21 protein-coding genes and 2 pseudogenes are annotated in these 22,571 nt (G+C 58.8%); 6 read left to right on the top strand and 17 right to left on the bottom strand.

The window, feature by feature from the left end:
* Positions 1 to 11: 11 nt before the first annotated feature.
* Positions 12 to 1,085 carry a DUF6352 family protein gene (locus EAG14_RS07075; protein ID WP_240456961.1) on the bottom strand — a complete coding sequence of 358 codons (1,074 nt, stop codon included), beginning with the start codon at positions 1,083 to 1,085 and terminating at the stop codon, positions 12 to 14.
* Positions 1,086 to 1,190: 105 nt separating this feature from the next.
* On the opposite strand from EAG14_RS07075, the gene EAG14_RS07070 reads away from it, so the two are divergent.
* Positions 1,191 to 1,601 (top strand): hypothetical protein, encoded by a 411-nt coding sequence (locus tag EAG14_RS07070; RefSeq protein WP_121728461.1) that lies wholly within the window; start codon positions 1,191 to 1,193, stop codon positions 1,599 to 1,601.
* A 303-nt stretch (positions 1,602 to 1,904) separates the two neighbouring features.
* Here EAG14_RS07070 and EAG14_RS07065 read toward each other — a convergent pair whose 3' ends face one another.
* Positions 1,905 to 3,968, bottom strand: coding sequence for an acyltransferase family protein (locus EAG14_RS07065; RefSeq protein WP_121728460.1), 2,064 nt, complete (start codon positions 3,966 to 3,968; stop codon positions 1,905 to 1,907).
* Positions 3,969 to 4,085: 117 nt separating this feature from the next.
* Here EAG14_RS07065 and EAG14_RS22695 point away from each other — a divergent pair, with 117 nt between their 5' ends.
* Together EAG14_RS22695 and EAG14_RS22690 are read left to right on the top strand one after the other, a co-directional pair.
* The gene (locus tag EAG14_RS22695; RefSeq protein ID WP_162995930.1) at positions 4,086 to 4,256 is read left to right on the top strand and encodes a hypothetical protein; all 171 of its coding nucleotides are present in this window, start codon (positions 4,086 to 4,088) and stop codon (positions 4,254 to 4,256) included.
* Between the two features lie 98 nt (positions 4,257 to 4,354).
* Entirely contained in the window at positions 4,355 to 4,696 is a 342-nt protein-coding gene (locus tag EAG14_RS22690; RefSeq protein WP_162995929.1) for a hypothetical protein, read from the top strand.
* A gap of 114 nt (positions 4,697 to 4,810) precedes the next feature.
* On the opposite strand, the gene EAG14_RS23230 is transcribed toward EAG14_RS22690, so the two are convergent.
* Positions 4,811 to 4,939 (bottom strand): hypothetical protein, encoded by a 129-nt coding sequence (locus tag EAG14_RS23230; RefSeq protein WP_371414405.1) that lies wholly within the window; start codon positions 4,937 to 4,939, stop codon positions 4,811 to 4,813.
* A gap of 263 nt (positions 4,940 to 5,202) precedes the next feature.
* Between EAG14_RS23230 and EAG14_RS23045 the strand changes: the two are divergent.
* Positions 5,203 to 5,472, top strand: a pseudogene (locus tag EAG14_RS23045) (transposase); the annotation flags it as partial.
* A 66-nt stretch (positions 5,473 to 5,538) separates the two neighbouring features.
* On the opposite strand, the gene EAG14_RS07045 reads toward EAG14_RS23045, so the two are convergent.
* The 6 genes and pseudogenes from EAG14_RS07045 to guaB form a co-directional block, all read right to left on the bottom strand.
* Positions 5,539 to 7,077 carry an IS3 family transposase gene (locus tag EAG14_RS07045; protein WP_121728386.1) on the bottom strand — a complete coding sequence of 513 codons (1,539 nt, stop codon included), beginning with the start codon at positions 7,075 to 7,077 and terminating at the stop codon, positions 5,539 to 5,541.
* Positions 7,078 to 7,116: 39 nt separating this feature from the next.
* Positions 7,117 to 7,900 (bottom strand): annotated as a pseudogene (locus tag EAG14_RS07040) (tyrosine-type recombinase/integrase); the annotation flags it as partial.
* Positions 7,901 to 8,200: 300 nt separating this feature from the next.
* Complete coding sequence (guaA, locus tag EAG14_RS07035; protein ID WP_099655999.1) at positions 8,201 to 9,844, bottom strand: glutamine-hydrolyzing GMP synthase; 1,644 nt, start codon at positions 9,842 to 9,844, stop codon at positions 8,201 to 8,203.
* 12 nt (positions 9,845 to 9,856) lie between these two features.
* Positions 9,857 to 10,291, bottom strand: a complete 435-nt coding sequence (locus EAG14_RS07030) for a type II toxin-antitoxin system VapC family toxin (RefSeq protein WP_121728458.1) — start codon at positions 10,289 to 10,291, stop codon at positions 9,857 to 9,859.
* Positions 10,288 to 10,545: a type II toxin-antitoxin system Phd/YefM family antitoxin gene (locus EAG14_RS07025; RefSeq protein WP_121728457.1), complete on the bottom strand. Its 258-nt coding sequence runs from the start codon at positions 10,543 to 10,545 to the stop codon at positions 10,288 to 10,290. The genes EAG14_RS07030 and EAG14_RS07025 overlap by 4 nt, the downstream gene beginning before the upstream one ends.
* 94 nt (positions 10,546 to 10,639) lie before the next feature.
* Positions 10,640 to 12,115 (bottom strand): IMP dehydrogenase, encoded by a 1,476-nt coding sequence (guaB, locus tag EAG14_RS07020; RefSeq protein ID WP_099656002.1) that lies wholly within the window; start codon positions 12,113 to 12,115, stop codon positions 10,640 to 10,642.
* A 149-nt stretch (positions 12,116 to 12,264) separates the two neighbouring features.
* Here guaB and EAG14_RS07015 point away from each other — a divergent pair, with 149 nt between their 5' ends.
* Entirely contained in the window at positions 12,265 to 12,792 is a 528-nt protein-coding gene (locus EAG14_RS07015) for a DUF4124 domain-containing protein (protein ID WP_121728456.1), read from the top strand.
* Between the two features lie 48 nt (positions 12,793 to 12,840).
* Here the strand turns inward: EAG14_RS07015 and EAG14_RS07010 are convergent, their stop codons facing one another.
* Together EAG14_RS07010 and EAG14_RS07005 are read right to left on the bottom strand one after the other, a co-directional pair.
* The gene (locus EAG14_RS07010; RefSeq protein WP_371414404.1) at positions 12,841 to 13,224 is read right to left on the bottom strand and encodes an RnfH family protein; all 384 of its coding nucleotides are present in this window, start codon (positions 13,222 to 13,224) and stop codon (positions 12,841 to 12,843) included.
* Complete coding sequence (locus EAG14_RS07005; RefSeq protein WP_099656004.1) at positions 13,217 to 13,657, bottom strand: type II toxin-antitoxin system RatA family toxin; 441 nt, start codon at positions 13,655 to 13,657, stop codon at positions 13,217 to 13,219. Before EAG14_RS07005 ends, EAG14_RS07010 begins: the two co-directional genes overlap by 8 nt.
* A 135-nt stretch (positions 13,658 to 13,792) precedes the next feature.
* On the opposite strand from EAG14_RS07005, the gene smpB reads away from it, so the two are divergent.
* The gene (gene smpB / locus EAG14_RS07000; RefSeq protein ID WP_099656005.1) at positions 13,793 to 14,266 is read left to right on the top strand and encodes an SsrA-binding protein SmpB; all 474 of its coding nucleotides are present in this window, start codon (positions 13,793 to 13,795) and stop codon (positions 14,264 to 14,266) included.
* Positions 14,267 to 14,349: 83 nt separating this feature from the next.
* Here smpB and EAG14_RS06995 read toward each other — a convergent pair whose 3' ends face one another.
* The 6 genes from EAG14_RS06995 to infB all read right to left on the bottom strand — a co-directional run bounded on the left by EAG14_RS06995 (position 14,350) and on the right by infB (position 22,559).
* On the bottom strand, positions 14,350 to 15,453 hold the full coding sequence (locus tag EAG14_RS06995) for an enoyl-CoA hydratase/isomerase family protein (RefSeq protein ID WP_121730348.1): 1,104 nt from the start codon (positions 15,451 to 15,453) through the stop codon (positions 14,350 to 14,352).
* 11 nt (positions 15,454 to 15,464) lie between these two features.
* The gene (locus tag EAG14_RS06990) at positions 15,465 to 16,340 is read right to left on the bottom strand and encodes a DMT family transporter (RefSeq protein WP_121728455.1); all 876 of its coding nucleotides are present in this window, start codon (positions 16,338 to 16,340) and stop codon (positions 15,465 to 15,467) included.
* 122 nt (positions 16,341 to 16,462) lie between these two features.
* Positions 16,463 to 18,286, bottom strand: coding sequence for a translational GTPase TypA (gene typA, locus EAG14_RS06985; RefSeq protein ID WP_121728454.1), 1,824 nt, complete (start codon positions 18,284 to 18,286; stop codon positions 16,463 to 16,465).
* Entirely contained in the window at positions 18,283 to 19,290 is a 1,008-nt protein-coding gene (gene truB, locus EAG14_RS06980) for a tRNA pseudouridine(55) synthase TruB (RefSeq protein WP_121728453.1), read from the bottom strand. Before truB ends, typA begins: the two co-directional genes overlap by 4 nt.
* A complete protein-coding gene (gene rbfA / locus EAG14_RS06975; RefSeq protein ID WP_099656009.1) occupies positions 19,287 to 19,667 on the bottom strand; it encodes a 30S ribosome-binding factor RbfA in 381 nt (126 codons plus the stop codon). Before rbfA ends, truB begins: the two co-directional genes overlap by 4 nt.
* A gap of 24 nt (positions 19,668 to 19,691) precedes the next feature.
* Entirely contained in the window at positions 19,692 to 22,559 is a 2,868-nt protein-coding gene (infB, locus tag EAG14_RS06970; RefSeq protein ID WP_099656010.1) for a translation initiation factor IF-2, read from the bottom strand.
* Positions 22,560 to 22,571 lie beyond the last annotated feature (12 nt).

Below are 22,571 nucleotides of genomic sequence, written 5' to 3'. Positions count from 1 at the left end.
TTCAATAGCATTCAAGATGCGGATGCCAAGGGCAGATTGAGCAACAGGTTCTGTGGCTTGATGCGCACCACGCCCTCTGCGTTGGTGGCCAGCCCCAGGTACACCGGCTTGCCCGCCACATCGGCGCGCATCTCGGCCGGGTTGGCAAAGGTCAGCGTGAACAGGCTCACCAGCCGCGCCATGCGCTCAGGCTCCACGGGCCGGTCCTGGTACAGGTCGTTGAGGATGGCGGTGGACTCCACGTCCAGCCCCACGTGCCAGCGCCAGGCGCTGTCGGTGACCTGGTGCACAGGCTCGATCAACACTTGCACGCCCAGCAGATGGGCCGCCCAGCGCTCCAGCACGCGGGCCAGGGCCTTCAAACCTGACCGGGCACGGGTCATCTTGAACGTCAGGCCATGGCTCAGGTCCTGTGTCAGCTCGTGGGTCAGGTCGAGCAGGAAGTGGTGGCGCTCGCTCGCCTGCCAGTAATCCACGGCGTTGTCCGCGGTCAACACCTGCACCTGCGCCGTGGGCTGCAAGGCCCCGCTTTGCCGCAGCAAGCGCCCCACCTCGCCCAAGCCCGCCGTCTCGTTGAGCATGTCGAGCGTGGCGCGGTCGCCTGCCAGCATCTGGCCTTCGTACTGCGTGATGCGCTGGGGGCTGAACAGCATCTCGGCGGCGCGGGCCTCCAGGGCGTCGTTGCAGTCGGCCAGCAGGTGGCGCAGCAGCGCCTGCACCACCGCGTCGATGAACACCGCCGGCACATCCACCACCCCGCTGCGCATCAGTTGCAGGTAGTACGCCTCCAACGTGCCCGCCGCCAGCAGGCCATCGCGAAAGCGCAGGAACACGGCGTAGTTCTCGCGCGCGTCGTCGTCCTGCACGGCGGCCAGCTCGGCCGCCGCCACGGGCTTGAGCGGTGCAGCCTGCAAACCCTCGTGCAGGGCCACTTCGGCGGCGCAAGACTCGGGCACCAACGCCAGCTCAGGCCGCGCGAGAAACGTGCGCACATAGGCCTGCGTGGGCACCAACCAGCCGCGCGCATTCTGCTGCAGGTGGGTGTACCCACTGCGGGGCCAAAAGTCATGGAGGTGTGGCGTCACGGCGAAGGTTCCTGAAAATCAAAACGCCCAAGGCTACACCGGCCTCCCCGAGCTTTCCCGCACAGGCCTGCGTTTTTGCGGTGTCGGCGGCACAATGGACGCACGATGAACGCGCCGCCCACCACGCTCCCCATCCGCACCGAATGCCCACCTGGCGCCTGCGTGTGCGACCGCGATGCCCTGCTGCAAAACCCGCAAGGCGACACCCGCGTGCTGCTGCTGACCCGCGAAGAAGAAAAGCGCCTGCTGCAGAGGCTGGAGCAACTGACCAACCTGGCCGACCTGCGTCGCATGCAAGAGCGCATGGAGCAACAACTGGGCATCCGCGTCACCATCACCCCAAGCCCCAACGAAGTGCGCACCCTGCGCGGCATCGCCATCCTGGTCCACGAACAACCCGGCCTGTGCCGCAAAACCCGCCAGGCCATTCCAGCAGCCATCAAGCAAAGCCTGGAGCGGCGGCCAGAGATCAGCTATGAACTGCTGGACGAAGGGGGGTTGTTTGGCGGACAGTAACTGTCACTGGCTTCCTGCCAGCGTACTCGGCGCAAAGCCCCCTGAATGAAAAAAGGCCTTGAATGACTTCAAGGCCTTTTTCGTTCGTGCATCGAAGCTCAGTCATTAGACCTGAGCTGCGTTTCGATCATTTTCAACCAATAATAACGCACGAAAATTTTTTTACTGACAAGCACTTGCACCTCCTAAAACCAAGTGTGTAGTTTTTTTGCAAACTGGAGATTGCAATTAAAAAAAATTTTATTACCATAAAATTACCAATCAATTAAATGGTAGCAAATTATACATCGTGTACGCAAACGTCTACCTAAATTTATCCCATAACCGGTGAACAACATATTCTGAACCACGGTGACTAAGGTGATCGTCATCAGTATATAAAAGAGCACCATCCTTGCTGCCGTAACAATACTTCTCATCACACAATGCTTTTGACAAATCAACCACATTAACAGATGGACGTGACTCTAGTACGATAGCCAATCGCCCCCTAAAGTCACGAGTTCTATCATCATATTCAGATCTTAAAATAGCGCAAGGTTCTTTAACCTTAGCGGTTATTGTTATGGGCCGAAGGCTCAAGCAAGACTTAATATCAAAACCCAACTCTGGAACATCAATCAAATAAGTAACCTTCTTTCCAGCAGATGTGAGAACATCGAATGTGGTTCCGAGTGCTCCAAAAAAGACCTCTGAATTAGACCTTATTCCTTGCTCTTCATTCTCGTAGTGCAAGACCCATTCACCATAATTTTCCACACTACCAAATCCATTCGAAGTGGTATATAACGGGCCACGAGAAGCAAGAACAACCTCCTTAATGCTTGGATCTGAAATAATTATTTTCAACGCTGCAGTAATCTTAGAAATACATCCAAAAGTATCTGAGGCTTTATTAATTTTACTAACAACATTAAGCAAGGGAGGGCAAGCATCCCCTCCCCCAAACACAGCGACACCAACCCCAACCGAAGAGTAAAACTCCCTTAAGCCAGAATAAATGGTTGGAGCGTGACTATCTCCCAACACAACTACAGAAGGTTTTTCCCCAGAGTAATAGCACCTTAAATCCTTGTAAGAATCACACAACCATCCATCCATTCTTTTAAATTTGAAGTTTAAGTCCTCAGTCTGTAGCTGGACAAGCTTAACAGAGTCTCTAAACTTCAACCCACCACGAGCGTACGCATTATAACCAACAAAAGCAATCAATGCCATCAAAAGTAATAAGCACGGTACTTTAATTTTATCTCGCACACCAAACCGTATAGGACGTTCAATTAGCTTGTAAGTAAGCCAGGCCAGCACTATTGACAGCACTACTGCCGCAATACGTATGTTACGACCTGGTACCTCACTCTCAACTATTCGAGCGAAAGACAACAGCGGCCAGTGCCATAAGTAGAGTGGAAAGCTGATCAAGCCAAACCAAACAGCAATCTTATTTGATAATATATTTTTATTAATAAAAGCTTTAGGCCCGGCCAAAATAATCATCACAGCACCTAAAACCGGGATGACAGCCCACCTACCTGGAAAAATCACATCTTTATTAATTTTATAAAAACCAAAAACCAGAAGCAAGCTGCCGAAAAATGAAATCACATTAGACAGAGTTCGTCCATCTACTTCTACGGTCTCTCTGTAGACTATTTTAGCAAGCCAGCCATCAATCTTTAAATTATAGTTAGCGAACGCATTTTTCTTGTACAGAGCCAACCAAGCCAATAGACTTCCACTCAACAACTCCCAAAATCTTGTTTGCGGAGAGTAAAAGGTAGCCACAGCATCCTTCCTAATGCCCTTAATATTAAGATAAAATGAAATGAAGGCAACAAGGATAGTCAGCGTAAGTAGGTTGAACTTTTTCCTCCAAGCCAACCACAATACGAACGGCCAGACTATGTAAAACTGCTCCTCAATACCCAGACTCCATAAATGCAATAAAGGCTTAGTCTCTGCCGAATTGTCAAAATAGCCAGACTCACCCCACAAAACAAAGTTAGAAACAAAGCCAGCACCAGCCGCTATGTGCTGACCCAACTGCTTATATTCATCCGCAAGTAGAGCGAACCATCCAAAAGCATAACTAGCAATAAGAACAAGCAACAATGCTGGAAAAATTCGCTTGACGCGACGTGCGTAGAACTCTGCGAAGCTAAATGTACCTCTATCCAAATTCTCAAAAATGATAGTAGAGATGAGGAAACCTGAGATAACGAAGAACACATCAACACCAATGAAGCCGCCCTTCATCCACGCGGGGAAAGCGTGAAAAGCAACTACAGACAGCACAGCGACTGCTCTCAAGCCATCGATGTCTGGGCGATACTTAGGGTGTGAAAGATGGAGAGTAGATGTTGTCATTTTAGATATGCTAACAGTCGCCGGCACTTGCCAAACCTAAGCGACGGGGTAAAATTCGCAATAAAACTTCATATTCTACCTCTGAAACAACCTATAAAACAACACAAGTAGAACGCGATGAGCCGTGCTGAAGAAATTATCGCCCAGCAGAAGCAAATTGAAGAGGAACTTAAAATCACCATGCAAGAGGAGCGTAATGCTGCTGCAGCAGTCGTTGATGACAAGATAAAATGCCTCAACATCACTGCAACTGAACTTAAGGGTCTGATCAAAAGCCGCATAACATAGAAACAAGTGGAGGAGTTCTTGAAGCACAAGAAGACGGCCAAGAACCAGCCGGAATCTGTCAATTAAAGATATGGCTCTTCAATTCCTCAATACTCCCATTGACTCAAAATAAATCGAAGAATTCATCGATAGATTTCAGCAAAAAAAATAAAACTGAGGAATATCGCAATGCTATGCTTAGACATCCAAAGGAGCATTGGGGAGAAGACTTTGGAGAAGAAAAATACGGGTACATTGACAGCATCATTGAAGTTGTAGTTGATGAACAACTCGCCTTCCCTTTTAAGGGCTTAAAGAGAGAACAACTCAGTTCCTACATTTCGGGAAAATTGGTATTTCCCCCTTACGCTAGGCTTTGGAACTCCACGCAAAGCGAATACGAAATAGACGTTCCAACGAACATTGGAACAACATCCAGCGATGTATTAAGTAGATCTTAGCCTAACTCTAGATAGCAATCTCAATGTAAAGAGCGCAAGCGTAACTTATGGCACAGATGAACCGAGTCATAAGCTTCTAACCTATTGGATTTTGAAACAGTCAAACTAGCTCAGCTAGCCTTGCCTTGCCTTGCCTTGCCTTGCATACGCGTCATTGACATCGATATAAGCTTGTGTAGTTTTGATATTTCGGTGTCCAGCTAGGCTTTGTAGCACTCTAACGCTGACACCTTTGTCTTCCAAGTTGGTGATAGAATTTCAGCGGAGATTGTGACTAGTTGTACCGTCTATATCACAACTATGGAACAAGTAATGAAATAATTGGCAGAGCATATTAGCTGTAAATCCGTCTGTGTCTTTCTTCTACGTTTAGAAAAGTTTGTCAGTATTGGCTTTATAGGGAATAGACGGTGAATCGCCCCGGGATTAAACTGACCCCTAGGGACTCTCTGCACAAATCCGTGCGTGATGTGCTGACGAAGGCTTGAAGCCGAGACAATAAGACAATGAAGCAAAGCAGCCTGGGCCTGAGCAATACCACCAAGCGCACGCGTAAGCGCGAGTTCCTTGATGCGATGGAGTTGGTGGTGCCCTAGACCGAGTTAGTCTCACTCATTGAGCCCTACGCCCCCGAGGGTGGGCACAGAGGGCAGCGGCCCTTTGCTGTGCAGACCCTGCTGCGCATCCATTTCATGCAGCAGTGGTTCAGGCTCAGCGACCCAGCCATGGAGGAGGCACTGCACGACGTGCCAGACTTTCGGGACTTTGCGGGCCTATCGCACTGTGTTGGTGACGACGCAAACTTGACCAGCTGGGGGTGCGGATAAAAACTTGGACTGGTTTTATGCCGCAAGTCCAAGACTCACCCTGTATTCGATCGGGCTGAGGGCCCACAGGGATATCTTGATCCGCTTCTCGTTGTACCAGCGGCTGTAGTTGTCGACTGCCTCAATGAACTGCGCAAGGGTGACGCTCTTCCAGTCCTGAGGATAGAACAGTTCGTTCTTCAGCCAACCGAAGAACCCCTCGCAGGCTGCGTTGTCAGGGGAGCATGCCTTGCGAGACATCGAGCGGGTGAAGTTGGCATCGCGCATCCTTGATATCCAGCCTGGCCGGCGGTAGTGGCCGCCGCGGTCGGAGTGGACCACAGGCCGGTCAGCGGTGTCCGTCACCGTCTCGATGGCTGCGTCCAGCATGGTATTGACCAGCTCAGCGTCCGGGCTCGTGCCAATGGTCCAGCTCATTACCATGCCGTCGAAGCAATCGATGATTGGCGACAGGTAAACCTTGCCGCCGGGGATCTGGAACTCTGTGATGTCCGTGAGCCACTTCTCATTGGATGCAGCAGCCTGGAAGTCGCGGTTGATGATGTTCTCTGGCGCTGGACTGATCTCCCCTTGGTACGAGGCGTATCTGCGCTTCTTGGACTTTGGAGCAACCAAGCGCTCCTGCCTCATCAGCCGCTGCACCACCTTCTCCGAGATGTTGACCTGCTGCCTTGTCAGCGAGGCCTGCAGCCTGCGGTAGCCGTAGCAACGGTGGTCCGACTCAAAGATATCGGTGATCGCACGACGCGCACAGAGGTACCTGTCGCCCACCGCTGCGCGGGCCCGATGGTAGAAGTACGAGCTGCGTGCAAGGCCCAACTGTCCAAGGAGCTTTGGCAGGCCATAGTGCTCCTTGAGGGCGTCAATCAGCAGTGTCTTCTCCCTGTTGGACAGGAGCTGCAGATCGACGCCCAGGCCTTTTTTTAGCAGTTCATTGGCCTTGTTCAAGAGGTCCTGCTCAAGGCGCAGTTGCCTGACTTCGCGGCGCAACGCCTCAACCTGGCGCTCGAGCTCGTCGCGCTCTTGAGCGTGGGGTGACTGATTGGTTTGTTTCATGGATGCGGGTGCCTCACGCCCCAGGAGCTGGTTCTTCCAGTTGTACAACGTCGGCCTGCTCACGCCAAGCTTCTGAGCAACCGCCTGCGCACTTCCCTCACGAGTGCACAGTTCGAGGACCGCCTGCTTCTTCATTTGCGGCGGCCGAGGTGCACTGACGGCTCTGCCGACAACGCGCTGGCGGGAGTCGGGGTCCAGTTCATCAATCCAGGCGCGCAGCAAATCGCGGCACGGATAGCCCAGCGCCTTGACTGTTGATGCGATGCAGCGCCCGTGCTCGGCGTAGTGTTTGACAGCCTGCTCCTTCTGAATTTGAGAATACTTCGGCTTCGAGCGCACGTAGCCGGACAACAGGTCCAGGCGCCGCTCGTACTCCTCATGCCAGCTCTTCAAGGAGTTCTTCGTCGGATAGCCCAACTGGCGGATAGTCGCTCCGGTGCGCTTGCCCAGCTTGATGTCGAGCGTGACCGCTCGGATGCGGTCTTCGTATGAATACATGAACTACCTCCAGGTAGTCCAAGTTTTTGTCCGCCCCCCCTTCGGAATGGTCCAGGTCGCGTTCTCAAAATCGACCTCGTCCCACGTAGCCTCGATCAGCTCACTCTTGCGCACCAGCGTCAGCAGGATCATGCGCAGCGCCAGCCGGATGGTGGGATAGGTGGCCACCGACTCCATCTGACGCGACATCAGGCGGATCTCCAGCGGCGACAAGGCACGGTCCTTGGGCACGAAGGTCGCAATCGACGCCGCGCCCACGTCGGCCGCCGGGTTGTCCACCTTCTCACCATGCAGGATGGCGAAGGCATAGACCTGCTTCACGATGTCGCGGACATGCACCGCCGTGGCCGGGGCGCCCCGCCCCTTCACCTTGCCGCACAAGGCGCGCAAGTCATCGGCGGTGATTTCGTTGAGCAGGCGGTTCTGGAAGGCTGGCAGGATGTCGCGATCAACGATGCTCTTGCGCATCGCCCGCGTGCTGTCGGCCATCCTGGCACCACCCAGCCATTGGGTGGTCATGTCGCCAAAGTTCTTGGCGGCGGTCAGACGGCGCTTCTCGCGCTGCTTCTCGTGCGCCGGCGACTTGCCCTGGGCGACGGCCTTCTTCGCATCCAGCCAGCTTTTCGCAGGCCATCGCGAGCGAAATACCCGCCGCCCCATAGCGACCAATGGTCAGGGTCTCACGGCGACCGTTAAGACGGTAATCGAAGCGGAAGGTGACGGTACCGGTAGGCGATACCGTCACGTACATGCCGTCACGGTCGGAAGCCTTGTACGTCTTGGGCTTGGGCTTGAAATTGCGCAGTGCGGTGTCGGTAAGCATCGAGGTTTTTCCTCCTGTTCATGACGGCTTTTACCGTCAGGGGTCAGGAGACCTGCTGATGCCCGGAAAGCCGTATGAAACAAGCTTTCCAGAGTAGTGATTTACCGTCAAAGACCGGTTTGGTCTCGATAGTAAACAAGGAGGTCTTAATCCGGCCTCCGGTTTCTACCGTCACCTCTACCGTCAATCCGTTTCGCTGCCCGGCGATAGTCGCCGATAGCTGCCGCGACGTATTTCCTTTGAAATCAACACGTTACGGCGGATTTTCGATAGGTGGCGATAGTCCCGAAGGACCTGATTTCACTCCCACTCGATCGTCGCTGGCGGCTTGCTGCTCACGTCATAAGTCACACGGTTGATACCGCGCACTTCGTTGATGATGCGGCCCGACACCTTCTTGAGCAAGGCGTAAGGCAGTTCAGCCCAGTCGGCGGTCATGAAGTCGCTGGTCTGCACGGCACGCAAGGCCACCACGTAGTCATACGTGCGGCCGTCGCCCATCACGCCCACGCTCTTGACGGGCAGGAACACGGTGAAGGCTTGGCTGGTGAGGTCATACCAGCTCTTGCCGGTGGCGTCGTCCTTGAAGTTGCGCAGCTCTTCGATGAAAATCGCGTCGGCACGGCGCAGCAGGTCGGCGTATTCCTTCTTCACCTCGCCCAGGATGCGCACGCCCAGGCCGGGCCCGGGGAAGGGGTGGCGGTAGACCATCTCTGGCGGCAGGCCCAAGGCCACGCCCAGCTCACGCACTTCGTCCTTGAACAGGTCGCGCAGGGGTTCCAGCAGCTTCAGGCCCAATTGCTCTGGCAGGCCGCCCACGTTGTGGTGGCTCTTGATGGTGACGGCCTTCTTGCTCTTGGCGCCGCCGCTTTCGATCACATCGGGGTAGATGGTGCCCTGAGCCAGGAACGTCGCGCCTTTGACGGTGCGACCAACATCCTCGCCCTTGTGGCCGCCCGTGCCGGCCTTGAGCTTGGCAGCTTCGGCCTTGAACACATCCACAAACAGGCCACCGATGATCTTGCGCTTTTGCTCAGGCTCGCTCACCCCGGCCAGCTTGCCCAGAAACAAGTCGCTGGCGTCCACGCGGATGACCTTGGCGTGCAGCTTGCCCTCGAACATGTCCATCACCATGTCGCCTTCGTTCAGACGCAGCAGGCCGTGGTCCACAAACACGCAGGTGAGCTGGTCACCAATGGCGCGGTGGATCAGCGCGGCAGCCACGGACGAATCCACGCCACCCGACAGGCCGAGGATCACCTCCTCATCGCCCACCTGCTCGCGGATCTTTTGCACAGCCTCTTCGATGTAGTCGCCCATGATCCAGTCAGCACGCGTGCCGCAGATGCCCAGCACAAAGCGCTCCAGCAGCGCCTTGCCCTGCACGGTGTGCGTGACTTCGGGGTGGAACTGCACAGCGTAGTAGCGGCGGCTTTCGTCGGCCATGCCAGCGATAGGGCACGAAGGGGTGGAGCACATCACCTTGAAGCCTGGGGGCAAGGTGGTGACCTTGTCGCCATGGCTCATCCACACCTTGAGCATGCCGTGGCCTTCGGCCGTGGCGAAGTCCTCAATGCCCTTGAGCAGCTCGGTGTGGCCGTGCGCGCGCACTTCGGCATAGCCGAATTCCCGGGTGTTGGAGCCTTCGACCTTGCCACCCAACTGCTGGGCCATGGTCTGCATGCCGTAGCAGATGCCCAGCACCGGGATGCCGAGTTCAAACACCGCATCCGGCGCCTTGTCATCCACCTCGTACACGCTAGCGTGGCTACCCGACAAGATCACGCCCTTGAGCGAGCCGTCCTTGGCGTAGTCGCGCACCCATTCGTCTGTCACATCGCAGGGGTGCACTTCGCAGTAGACATTGGCTTCGCGCACGCGGCGGGCAATGAGCTGGGTGACTTGCGAGCCGAAATCGAGGATGAGGATTTTCTGGTGTTGCATGGTGGGGTTCCGTCAGAGGCGGGAGAGGTCAAGAAGGGGGACACCGCTGCGCTGAGCGGCAGCGATCTGTTGGGGATCGAAAGTGGCCAAGGGCAGGCGCAACGAGCGGGCCAGCCACAGGTATGCCGCATCGAAAGTGGGCAGGCAGGTCTCCAGCGCCACATCCAGCACGGCCTTGTGCTGCGCAGGGGCCAGCTCGTGCAGTTCCACCCGGTGGCGGATGGCTTCGAGCACGCTCCACAGGCCTTCAACCGATGCGGCGGGGATGCGCCCACTGTTCACACCGCTGGCAAGGATGTTGTGGCACTCCCAGTGCCAGAGGTTGGGCGCCTGGGGCTCCACCTCATCGCGGCGGATCAGGGTGTAGAGGCGGCGCGTGTGGTCGCTGGAGGCATCGGGCAGCAGCCAGGCGGCGGTGACAGATGCATCGAGCACGAAAGCGGTCATGCGGCGCTCCGCCCTGTGTGGCGCAGAGCCTTCACCGTCGACGGCCCGGCAGGCTGGATGCTGGCATGCAGTGCGTCCATCTGGCCCAGCTCGCGGGCAATCTGCTCGTCCGAGATGACGGGGCGGCGGCGCACGGGCAGCATGCGCACCACCTCTTTGCCGTGGCGGGTGATGCGCACCTCCTCGCCCTGCTCGACCAACTCGATCAAGGCAGAGAACCGGGTTTTCGCTTCGTAGATGCCGACGGACTGCATAAGTAAAAAAAGTCTGGCCTGAATGGTTAATTCAGACCAGACTATATCAGTCTGACTAGATTTTTTCAATCTAGCCAGATTAGATCAGCAACGATCAGTCAGCGCGGTAGTTCGGTGCTTCCTTGGTGATCTGCACGTCATGCACGTGGCTTTCGCGGATACCAGCGGTGGTGATCTCGACGAACTCTGCCTTGTTGTTCATGTCTTCAATGGTGGCGCAACCGCAGTAGCCCATGGAGGCGCGCACGCCGCCAGCCATCTGGAACACGATGGAGACCATCGATCCCTTGTAGGGCACGCGGCCTTCAATGCCCTCAGGCACCAACTTGTCGGCATTAGGATTGCCGGTGGTCGATTCCTGGAAGTAGCGGTCGGCGCTGCCCTGCTGCATGGCGCCGATGGAGCCCATGCCACGGTAGCTCTTGTAGCTGCGACCCTGGAACAGAATCACTTCGCCAGGAGCTTCTTCGGTGCCCGCAAACATGCCGCCCATCATGATGGTGCTGGCACCAGCGGCCAAAGCCTTGGCGATGTCACCGCTGTAGCGAATGCCGCCATCGGCAATCAGTGGCACCCCGGTGCCCTTGAGTGCCGTGGCCACATTGTCGATGGCCATGATCTGGGGCACACCCACGCCAGCCACGATGCGGGTGGTGCAGATGGAGCCAGGGCCAATACCGACCTTGACCGCATCGGCACCGGCTTCGACCAGCGCCAGCGCTGCAGCGCCCGTGGCGATGTTGCCGCCAATCACATCCACCTGCGGGTAGTTTTGCTTGACCCAGCGCACGCGGTCAATCACACCCTTGCTGTGGCCGTGGGCGGTGTCCACCACGATGGCATCGACACCGGCGCGCACCAGCGCTTCAACGCGCTCTTCAGTGCCCTCGCCCACACCCACCGCCGCGCCCACGCGCAGGCGGCCCGAGGGGTCGCGCGCTGCATTGGGGAAGCTGGTTTGCTTGGTGATGTCCTTCACCGTGATCAGGCCCTTGAGTTCAAAGGCATCGTTGATCACCAGGATGCGTTCGAGCTTGTGCTTATTCAGCAAAGCCTTGGCTTGCTCAGGCGTCGTGCCGTCTTTTTCGTTGACGGTGATGAGCTTCTCGCGCGGCGTCATGATCTGGTGGACCTTGACGTCGTAACGGGTTTCAAAGCGCAGATCGCGGCCCGTGACGATGCCGACCACCTTGCCACCATCGCACACCGGGAAGCCAGAAATACCCAGTTGCTCTGACAACTGCAGCACTTGCAGCACCGTGTGCTCGGGGGTGATGACCACAGGGTCACGCAGCACGCCGGACTCATAGCGCTTGACCTTGGCAACATGCGCTGCCTGCTCTTGCGGGGTGAGGTTTTTGTGAACGATACCGATACCGCCCTCTTGGGCGATGGCAATGGCCAAGCGCGCTTCGGTCACGGTGTCCATGGCGGCGGACACGAGCGGCAGATTCAGCTGGATATTGCGGGAGAGTTTCGTCGCGAGGGACGTGTCCTTGGGCAGGACCTGGGAGTACGCTGGCACCAGCAACACATCGTCGAAGGTGAGCGCTTTTCCAAGTAGGCGCATGAGAAGGCTCCAAAAGACGGATTGTACCCGCACTGCTCCGTGACACGCTGGCCAGAGCCCTACCATCCGTTGCATCAAGGCGTCCGTCCATCTGTAACCATGTGCTATTGCTGTGACAACAAACAGCGTGCACGGCTAAACTCATCGCCATGAAAATGCACAAGCTTCTCCTGCTGGCCGTGGCCTGCACTTGGGCACTGGGCGCCGCCGCTCAGTGGCAGTGGATCGACAAAGACGGCCGCAAGGTGTTCAGCGACCGTCCACCTCCGTCCGACATCCCCGTCAAGAGCATCCTGAAGCAGCCCGGTGGGTCCGCTGCAGTGCGCATTGCGCCAGACGCTGGCGCCGCAGCCTCCGGTGCCGACGATGCCGCACCGGCCACGGCAGCCAAAGCACCCACCAAGCCCGCCAGTGCAGGCAAGGACAAAGAGCTGGAAGAGAAAAAAGCTCAGGCAGAGGCCGCAGAAGCCGCCAAGAAAAAGGCCGAGGAAGAGAAGCTGGCGCGCGCCAAGGCAGAAAACTGCGCACGCGCCCGCCGCGCCAAGGCCGACTTGGAGATGGGTCGCCCCACCATGCAGGTCAACGCCCAAGGCGAGCGCGTCTTTATGGATGAAGCCAGTCGCAACGCTGAAATCAAGCGTGCCAGCGAGATTATGGCAACGGATTGCGCACGCTAATGCGCTGCTGATCCAGCGCCGCGCAGCCAGACAAGGCTGCGACTCTGTTCAATACCCTGCCTTGGCACCTGGGCGTTTGCTGGCAAAGAGCCCGGTGCTGCGGGCACCCTGTTTGGCAAAACGCTCGCGCCTGGCGACCTTGGGGTCCACTTTCAGGGGGCGGTACAGCTCCACCCGGTCCAGGTCTTGCAGCACCGTCTCTGGGGCCGCAGACCGCCCCCATACACCGATCAGCCCCCTGCCCTCTTCGCATCCTATAGACAGTGCAGACAGTGCAGCACCCTGTCCGCAGGCCTTGAGGGCATCAGCCACGGTAGCCCCCTGGGGCAAACTCAATTGCCATTGCTGCGTCTGACGGGGTGCCGTGCACGCCACCAGCACAACCCTCAGCGGCTGCATTGCGTCGCCGCTCTTGGTGGGCGATTCACCCATACACCTGCTCCGCACGCTTGACGAAGGCATCCACCATGGTGGCAGCAATGCGGTCAAACACCGGGCCCACCAGCGCGGCCAGCGCCATGCTGCTAAATCCATAGTTCAACTGCAGCTCCACCTTGCACGCCCGCTGGCTGCCATCGCCCACGGGCAAAAAGCGCCAGTCTCCCTCCAATTGCGAGAACGGGCCTTTCACCAAATGCATCTGTACCCTCTGGCCAGGGACATGGGTGTTGCGGGTCACAAAGGTCTGGCGAATCCCGCCCAGGGCGATGCCCACTTCGGCTGTCATCCCGCCCTCCACATGCTCCAGGACCCGGGCCCGGTCGCACCAAGGGAGAAATTCTGGGTACTGCTCCACGCCAGTGACCAAGGCAAACATTTCTTCGGGGGAATACCAGATGAGGACAGACTTTTGAACGGTTTTCATGCAAACAGGACCACTACACACAGCGTGATGGCTGGCGGGTGCAAGGGGTCAGAGGAAATTAGAATCGCAGCTGCGAGACAACGACAATTGTAGGGAGGCCTTTTATCTTCCGGTTTGCGTCTTATCTAATTCCTCATGGCCAAAAAACCCGATCCATCGTCCCGCATCGCTGACAACAAGAAAGCGGCTTTCAACTACTTCTTTGAAGAACGCCACGAGGCAGGCATGGTGCTGCACGGCTGGGAGGTCAAGGCGCTGCGCGAGGGCAAAGTGCAACTGACCGATGGCTACGTGCTCATCCGCGAAGGCGAGCTGTACCTGCTGGGCTGCCTGATCCAGGCGCTGAAGACGGCCTCCACCCATGTGAACCCAGAGTCGGCACGCACCAAAAAGCTGCTGCTCAAAAAAGACGATATCAAACGCTTGATCAGCAAGGTCGAGCAAAAGGGCTACACCCTCGTCCCCCTGAACCTGCACTGGAAGAACGGGTTTGTGAAATGCGAAATTGCCTTGGCCAAGGGCAAGGCCGAACATGACAAGCGCGACACCATCAAGGACCGCGAGGGCAAACGAGAGGTGGAGCGGGCCATGAAAAGCCGCAACCGCTGACCCTTGCAGCCGCTCAGCCCCAAATAAAAAGCCGCTCGTCGAGCGGCTTTTTCATGCCAACGCAAGCCGTACCGCGCCAAAAATCAGGCCAAGTTGGCCAGCGGGTGCGCATGCGCCGGCCAGGGACTTGCAAAGAACGGCGCCACCATTTCAGGCGTCACGTCTTCAATGCGGCCGGGGTTCCACTGCGGGGCGTGGTCCTTGTCTACCGCCAGGGCGCGGATGCCTTCCACGGTTTCACTCTGCCCAGGGCGCAGATAGAAGCAGTGGCGCACCATATCGCGCTCCATGCGCAAATCATCGGCCAGGCCCATGCCGCGTGCCCGGCGGATCTGCTCCAGCACCACGTGCAGCATCAGCGGCGAGCGCTTGCGCAGCGTGGCCGCCGCAGTGCGCGCCCAATCGGTGTCCGCCGCCTCCAGCGCCGTGACAATCGCCCCGACAGTGGAGAGCGAAAAATACTGATCAATTTGGGCCCTAGCGCTTGTGTGATAAGCGCTAGCAGCTACAAATTTTGAAACAACAAACGACCGGACCGCCTGCCCGTCGGCAAACGGCTGGCTGCCCAGCGCCTCCCACACGGCAGCTTGCTGGTCTGACGGCAGGCAGCCATCGGCCAACTGGTTCTCGATGGCGTCGCCCGCGCCAATGGTGTCGCCCGTCAGGGCCAACCACTCACCTACGCTGCCAGGGCAGCGACTCAGAAAGTAGCCACCGCCCACATCGGGGAACAGGCCAATCGCCGTCTCAGGCATGGCCATCTTGGTGCGCTCAGTCACCACGCGCAGCGCTGCGCCCTGGCTGATGCCCATGCCGCCACCCATCACGATGCCGTCCATGAAGGCGATGTAGGGCTTGGCGTAGTTGTGGATCAGGTGGTTGAGCGCGTATTCCTCGGTGAAAAAATCTTCGAGCTGTGGATTGCCCTGGCTGCCTGCCTGGTGCAAAAAGCGAATGTCACCGCCCGCGCAGAAGGCGCCAAAGGGGCCTTCCTTGTTGCTGCCCCGGATGGCCACGGCCAGCACCCGCTGGTCTGCCTGCCAGGCCAGCAAAGTGCCCATCAGCTCGCGCACCATGCCCAGCGACAGCGCATTCAGCGCACGGGGCCGGTTCAAGGTAATGAACCCGACCTGACCGCGCACTTCGCTCACAACGTCACTCACCACGTCTTTCGATACTTCCGTCATCACTGTCTCCATCATTTTTGTTCCTTCCAACCCAGCATTTCATTCAACACCAAGGCACCAATCACCAGGGCGCCACCAGCCAACACGGCGGGTGCCGGGCGCTCACCCGCTCCCAGCCAGGCCAAGAGGATGCCAAAGATCACCTCCAGCAGGCCAAGCAAAGCCATCTCAGGCGCCTTCAGCACGCGGCCACAGCGCACCGCCAACACGCAGGGGATGGCCAGTTGAAACACCCCTAGCAAAGCCAGCAAGAATAAATCATGCGGCGTGGCCTGAAACGGCAGGGCTAACGGCAAAGTGACCAGCACCGACAGCACCGCCCCCACCAACACCGCAGGCACCAGATCGACGGCGTGACCGTGCCGCTGCGAGTGTTGCACCACCGTCCAGTTGGCAGCGGCGGCCACCGGCACACACAGCGCCACCAGGGTGCCCGACAGCGGCAACCCCGCCATCTGCGAGCCATACATCCAGCCAATGCCCAGCCCGGCCAGGCCAATGGCCGCCCAGGTGCGCGGTGCAATGCGATGGCCAATGAACATGCGCGCAAACAGCGCCGTGAGCAGCGGGCCTGCCGCCATGGTCACCAGCACATTGGCCACAGGCATCAGCATCATGGCCACCATGAAGGCGGTGAACATCACCGCCCAGCACAGCCCAGACAGCCACAGGGCCGCTCCACCCCTGCGCATCGCCCCAAACACCCCTCGTCCCTGTACAGCGGGCAACAGGATCAACAGACTGAGCAGGGTGAAAAGGCTGCGCCAGAAAGTCACCTCAAAGCTGCGCGCCTGTTCCAGGTGGCGGGTCACCACCCCGGCGATGGACCACAGCAGGGTCACAACCACCATCAGGAGCACCGCGCGGGAATGTGTGAGTTTCAACATGGATCGGTTGTGTCAAACCATCAAATCAAATGAAAAAAAGGGCCGCAGCATGGCTGGGCCCTTTTTCTGCGAGAGCAACGCACACCCGCCAAAGGCTCAGTGCGCGAGCTTCAGCGGTCCGCTCAGGAACGGCCAGCGCGCTTGCGCTCGTTTTCTGTCAGGTGGCGCTTGCGCAGGCGCACGCTCTTGGGCGTGATTTCGACCAGCTCGTCGTCCTCGATGAATTCCACGCCGTATTCCAGCGTGAGGTCGATCGGGGGCGTGATCTTGATCGCATCTTCCTTGCCGGAGACGCGGAAGTTGGTCAGCTGCTTGGTGCGCGTGGCGTTCACGATCAGGTCGTTGTCGCGGCTGTGGATGCCGACGATCATGCCTTCGTACACGGGGTCGTTCGCCTTCACGAACATGCGACCACGGTCGTCCAGCTTGCCCAGGGCGTAGGTGAAGATTTCACCGTCGTCCATGGAGATCAGCACACCGTTCTTGCGGCCACCGATGTCGCCCTTGTGCGGTTCGTAGCTGTCGAAGATGTTGGAGATCAGACCGGAACCGCGCGTCAGGTTCAGGAATTCGTTGGTGAAACCGATCAGGCCACGGGCCGGGATGCGGTACTCCAGGCGCACGCGGCCACGGCCGTCGGACTCCATGTTCACCAGCTCGCCCTTGCGCTCGCCCAGGGCTTGCATCACGCCGCCTTGGTGGCCTTCTTCAATGTCGGCAGTCACCAGCTCGATAGGCTCGCACTTCTCGCCATTGATTTCCTTGAACACCACGCGGGGCTTGGACACAGCCAGCTCGTAGCCTTCGCGGCGCATGTTTTCCAGCAAGATGGTCAGGTGCAGTTCACCACGGCCCATCACTTCAAAGATACCTTCTTCGTCGGTTTCCTTCACGCGCAGGGCCACGTTGTGCTGCAGTTCCTTTTGCAGGCGGTCCCAGATCTGGCGGCTGGTCACAAACTTGCCTTCGCGGCCTGCCAGGGGCGAGGTGTTCACGCAGAAGTTCATGGTCAGCGTGGGCTCGTCCACCTTCAGCATGGGCAGCGGTGCGGGGTTGGCCGGGTCGGTCACGGTCACGCCGATACCGATGTCTTCGATGCCGTTGATCAGCACGATGTCGCCAGGGCCAGCCATTGGCGTCTGCATGCGGTCCAGACCCTGGAAGGTCAGCACCTGGTTCACACGGCCCTTGACGGCCTTGCCATCGGGGCCTTCCATGACGACCACGTCCATCATGGGCTTCAGCGTACCTTGGCTGATACGGCCCACGCCGATGCGGCCCACGAAGGTGGAGAAGTCCAGCGCCGAGATTTGCAGTTGCAGCGGCGCGCTCGCGTCACCCGTGTTCGGGGGCACGTGCTTGAGGATGGTGTCGAACAGGGCCGACATGTCGGGGCCCCACTGCTCACCCGGAGGGCCTTCTTCCAGCGACGACCAGCCGTTGATGCCCGAGGCGTACACCACGGGGAAGTCGAGTTGCTCGTCGGTCGCGCCCAGCTTGTCGAACAGGTCAAACGCAGCGTTCACCACCTTGTCGGGGTTGGCACCAGGCTTGTCCACCTTGTTCACGACCAGGATGGGGCGCAGGCCCAGGGCCAGGGCCTTCTTGGTCACGAAACGCGTTTGGGGCATGGGGCCTTCCTGCGCATCGATCAGCAGCACCACGCTGTCCACCATGGACAGGGCACGTTCCACTTCGCCGCCGAAGTCCGCGTGACCAGGGGTGTCCACGATGTTGATGTGCGTACCCTTCCAGCTCACGGCGCAGTTCTTGGCCAGGATGGTGATGCCACGCTCTTTTTCAATCGCGTTGTTGTCCATCACGGTGTCGACGACCTTCTCGTGGTCGGCGAAGGTGCCGGACTGGCGCAGCAGCTGGTCCACCATGGTGGTTTTGCCATGGTCAACGTGGGCAATGATCGCGATATTGCGGATTTGTTTAGTCATAGTTTTTCCAATGTGCCGCTGTGCGCCATGGACGCGGAATGCGGCGTGCCTTCCAAAATTTGTTGAATTTCCAGCGGACTCAGGAGCCTGCCCGGCACCAGCTCCCCGCCAACGATATGGCCCACCCCCAGCAATGCCGGTGGCTTGTCACCAAAAACCGCCACGGCACTGGCGTCCGGCCAGGATCCACGGCGACGCACGCCCGACAGGAACCGGGCCGCATTGTCGCCGTCCAACGTGACACGCGTGTGCCCCACCAGCAGCGACTCAGGGGGCTCCAGGCAGGCCAGACGCCCTGCATCGTCCATGGCCTCCAGCTGCGCCAGTGTGACGCAGCGCTCGACACCAAGACCCCCCGTATCAATACGGCGCAAAAAGGTCAGGTGAGCCCCCACCCCCAGCGCAGCACCAATGTCTTCCCCCAGGGTACGGATGTACGTTCCCTTGCTGCAAGTCACTATCATTTTGATAGCTACCTGCGCTTGTTCTGTGCGCACAAGGGTCAATTCCAATGCATGAATGACCACATTGCGCGCTTCGCGTTCCACGGCAATGCCGGCGCGGGCATATTCGTACAGCGCCTTGCCGTCCTTCTTCAGCGCACTGTGCATGGGCGGCACCTGGCTGATCGGGCCCGTGAACTGTTGCTGCACGGCAGCAATGCGCTCTGGCGTCACCTGCTCAGGCAGCACCTCACGGCGCTCGAGCACATCCCCCTCGGCGTCGCCGGTGGTGGTGGTGGTGCCCAGCAGCGCAATGGCTTCGTAGGTTTTGGCCGCCTCCAACTGCAACTGGCTGAACTTGGTGGCAGCACCAAAGCACAGCGGTAGCACGCCGGAGGCCAGCGGATCCAGCGTGCCGGTGTGGCCCGCTTTTTCGGCGCGCAGCAGCCACTTCGCCTTTTGCAAGGCGTCATTACTGGACAGGCCCAGGGGTTTATCGAGCAGCAGCACTCCGTGCACCGGGCGCCGCTGCACCCGGATGCGGGGAGCGCGCTCGGTCATGCTTCCTCGTCGTCTTTGGCGCGAGAAGCAACGGCGCGCGCAATCAGCGCATTCATATCGGCCGCACGCTCAGAGGTGCGATCGAACATGAAGTGCAGCGTGGGCACCGTATGGATGTGCAAGCGCTTGAACAAACCATTGCGCAAAAAGCCCGCGGCCTGGTTCAGCGCCACCTGTGTCTCCACAGGGTCGCCCGTCAGCAGGCTGAAGAACACCTTGGCATGGGCGTAGTCAGGGGTGACCTCCACACCCTGCAGCGTCACCATGCCCACGCGCGGGTCTTTCAGCTCGCGCGCAATCAGCTCGGTCAGATCGCGCTGGATCTGATCGGCCACCTTGAAGGCGCGGTTGGGAGTGGAGGATTTCTTCGCTGCCATGTCGTCGCTCTTGCCTGGTACGCCTTACAGCGTCCGTGCGATTTCCTTGATGTCAAAGAATTCGAGGTGATCACCTTCTTTGATGTCGTTGTAGTTCTTGAGCTTGATACCGCACTCGAAGCCTTCCTTGACTTCCTTGACGTCGTCCTTGAGGCGCTTGACCGAGTCGACATCGCCGGTGTAGACCACCACGTTGTCGCGCAGCAGGCGGAACTTGGCATTGCGGTGCACCATACCGGACGTGATGTACGAGCCGGCAATCGTGCCAATCTTCGTTGCCACGAACACAGTGCGGATTTCGGCCGTACCAATGATCTCTTCGCGTTGCTCTGGGGCCAGCATGCCCGACATAGCGACCTTGAGCTCGTCCACAGCGTCGTAAATGATGCTGTAGTAATGCAGGTCCACGCCATTGCCTTCGGCTGTCTTGCGAGCGCCGGCATCGGCGCGCACATTGAAGCCAATCACGATGGCCTTGGAGGCGATCGCCAGGTTGATGTCGGACTCGCTGATGCCGCCCACGCCGGCGTACACCAGTTGCACCTTGATTTCGTCGGTCGAGAGCTTGAGCAACGATTGCGACAGCGCTTCCTGCGAACCCTGCACGTCGGCCTTGACGATGATGGGCAGGGTCTTGACCTCGCCCGCCGTCATGTCGGCAAACATGTTTTCCAGCTTGGCGGCTTGCTGCTTGGCCAGCTTGGTGTTGCGGAACTTGCCTGCACGGTAGGTGGCGATTTCGCGCGCACGGCGCTCGTCGGTCATCACCATGAAGTCGTCGCCTGCCTGCGGCACTTCCGTCAGACCCTGGATTTCCACCGGGATCGAAGGACCTGCGGTCTTGGCGACCTTGCCGTTTTCGTCCAGCATGGCACGCACGCGGCCATAGGTCTGGCCAGCCAGCACGATATCGCCCACTTTGAGCGTACCGGATTGCACCAGCACCGTGGCCACAGGGCCGCGGCCCTTGTCCAGCTGGGCTTCAATCACCAGGCCCTTGGCCAGCGATTCCACCGGGGCCTTCAGCTCCAGCACTTCAGCTTGCAACAGCACTTGCTCCAGCAGTGCGTCAATGCCCATACCCGTCTTGGAAGACACAGGCACGAACGGCGAATCACCACCGTATTCTTCCGGCACCACCTCTTCCACCACCAGCTCTTGCTTGACGCGGTCGGGGTTGGCATCGGGCTTGTCGGCCTTGGTGATGGCCACCACGATAGGAACACCAGCCGCCTTGGCGTGCTTGATGGCTTCCTTGGTCTGGGGCATGACACCGTCGTCCGCTGCCACCACCAGAATCACAATGTCGGTGGCCTGGGCACCGCGGGCACGCATGGCCGTGAAGGCCTCGTGACCAGGGGTATCCAGGAACGACACCATGCCGCGTGGCGTTTCGACGTGGTAGGCACCAATGTGCTGCGTAATGCCACCGGCTTCGCCCGCAGCCACCTTGGCGCGGCGGATGTAGTCCAGCAAAGAAGTCTTGCCGTGGTCCACGTGGCCCATGACGGTCACCACAGGGGCACGAGGCAGCAGCTCTGCGTTTTGCTGGCCTGCATCTTCGTCGGTGAAGGCTTCTGGATCGTCCAGTGCCGCCACCACAGCCTTGTGGCCCAACTCTTCCACCACGATCATGGCAGTGTCCTGGTCCAGCGGCTGGTTGATGGTGACCATCTGGCCCATCTTCATCAAAGCCTTGATGACTTCAGAGGCCTTGATCGACATCTTGTGCGCCAGCTCTGCCACCGTGATGGTTTCAGGCACATGCACTTCAATGATGCGGGCTTCCACCGGCGCAGATTGCTGGTGGTCATCGCGCTGATCGCGGTTGTCGCCACGGCGGCCACGAGGACCACCGCGCCAGTTGTTGCGCCCCACACCACCGCTGCTGTCGCCGCGGGTCTTGATTTCTTTCTTCTTGGCCGTGTCATTCGCCCAGCTGGAGGACAGCTTGGCCGATTTGACTTCCTTGCCAGCCCCTGCGCCAGGCGCAGCAGGTGCAGCAGCACCCGCATTGCGCGGCCCTGTGCCGGTACCAACGGCAGGCTTGTGCAAGGTGCCCTTCTTGGCGTCACCCACAGCAGCGGGCTTGGCCACTGGCTTGGGTTCTTCGGGCTTCTTGGCCACCATGACCGCCTTCTTGGGCGTTGCCATCATGGAGCGGATCGCTGCAGCTTCGGCCTCGGCCTTGCGGCGGCGGGCATCCAGATCGGCAGCGCGCGCGGTTTCTTCGTCGGCACGCGCCTTGGATTCGGCAGCGGCCTTTTCGCGGGCTTCGGTCTGGGCGGCATTGCGCGCAGCAGCTTCAGCAGCCTGTTCGCGGGTGGCTTCCTGCTTGACAGCAGACGCCTGCGCCTTCTTTTCGGCTTCCTGGGCTGCGTAGGCGGCGGCACGCTCTTCGGCTTCGCGCTCACGCTTTTCGCGGGCTTCACGCTCGGCACGCTTTTCAGCGAGCTCTGTCTCCTGGCGGCGAATCAGCTCGGCCTGGCGGCGGGCTTCTTCCTCGCGGCGAGCCAATTCGATGTCCTCGCTGGAAACAGCGGCTTCTTCGGCGGCAGGCGCTGCAGATTCCGCAGCGGACTCGACGCCTTCATCGCGCTGGATGAAGGTGCGCTTCTTGCGCACTTCCACCTGGATCGTGCGGGCCTTGCCAGTGGCATCGGCCTGCTTGATTTCGCTGGTGGACTTCTTGACCATGGTGATCTTCTTGCGATCACCCGAAGCGGTGCCGTGGCTGGCCTGCAGGTAAGCCAACAGCTTTTGCTTGTCGGGCTCGGTCAGGGCATCCGAAGGGGCAGCCTTGCTCACACCCGCAGCCTTGAGCTGGTCGAGCAGAGTTTCAGGCGATTTTTTGAGTTCGTTTGCGAACTCGGCGACAGTATTACTGGACATATTTGGTTCGTG

The sequence above is a fragment of the Acidovorax sp. 1608163 genome (genome assembly GCF_003669015.1).
Lineage (GTDB): Bacteria > Pseudomonadota > Gammaproteobacteria > Burkholderiales > Burkholderiaceae_C > Acidovorax.
Note: the sequence above shows the minus strand (reverse complement) of the source record. Positions and strands in the feature narration are given on the sequence as shown.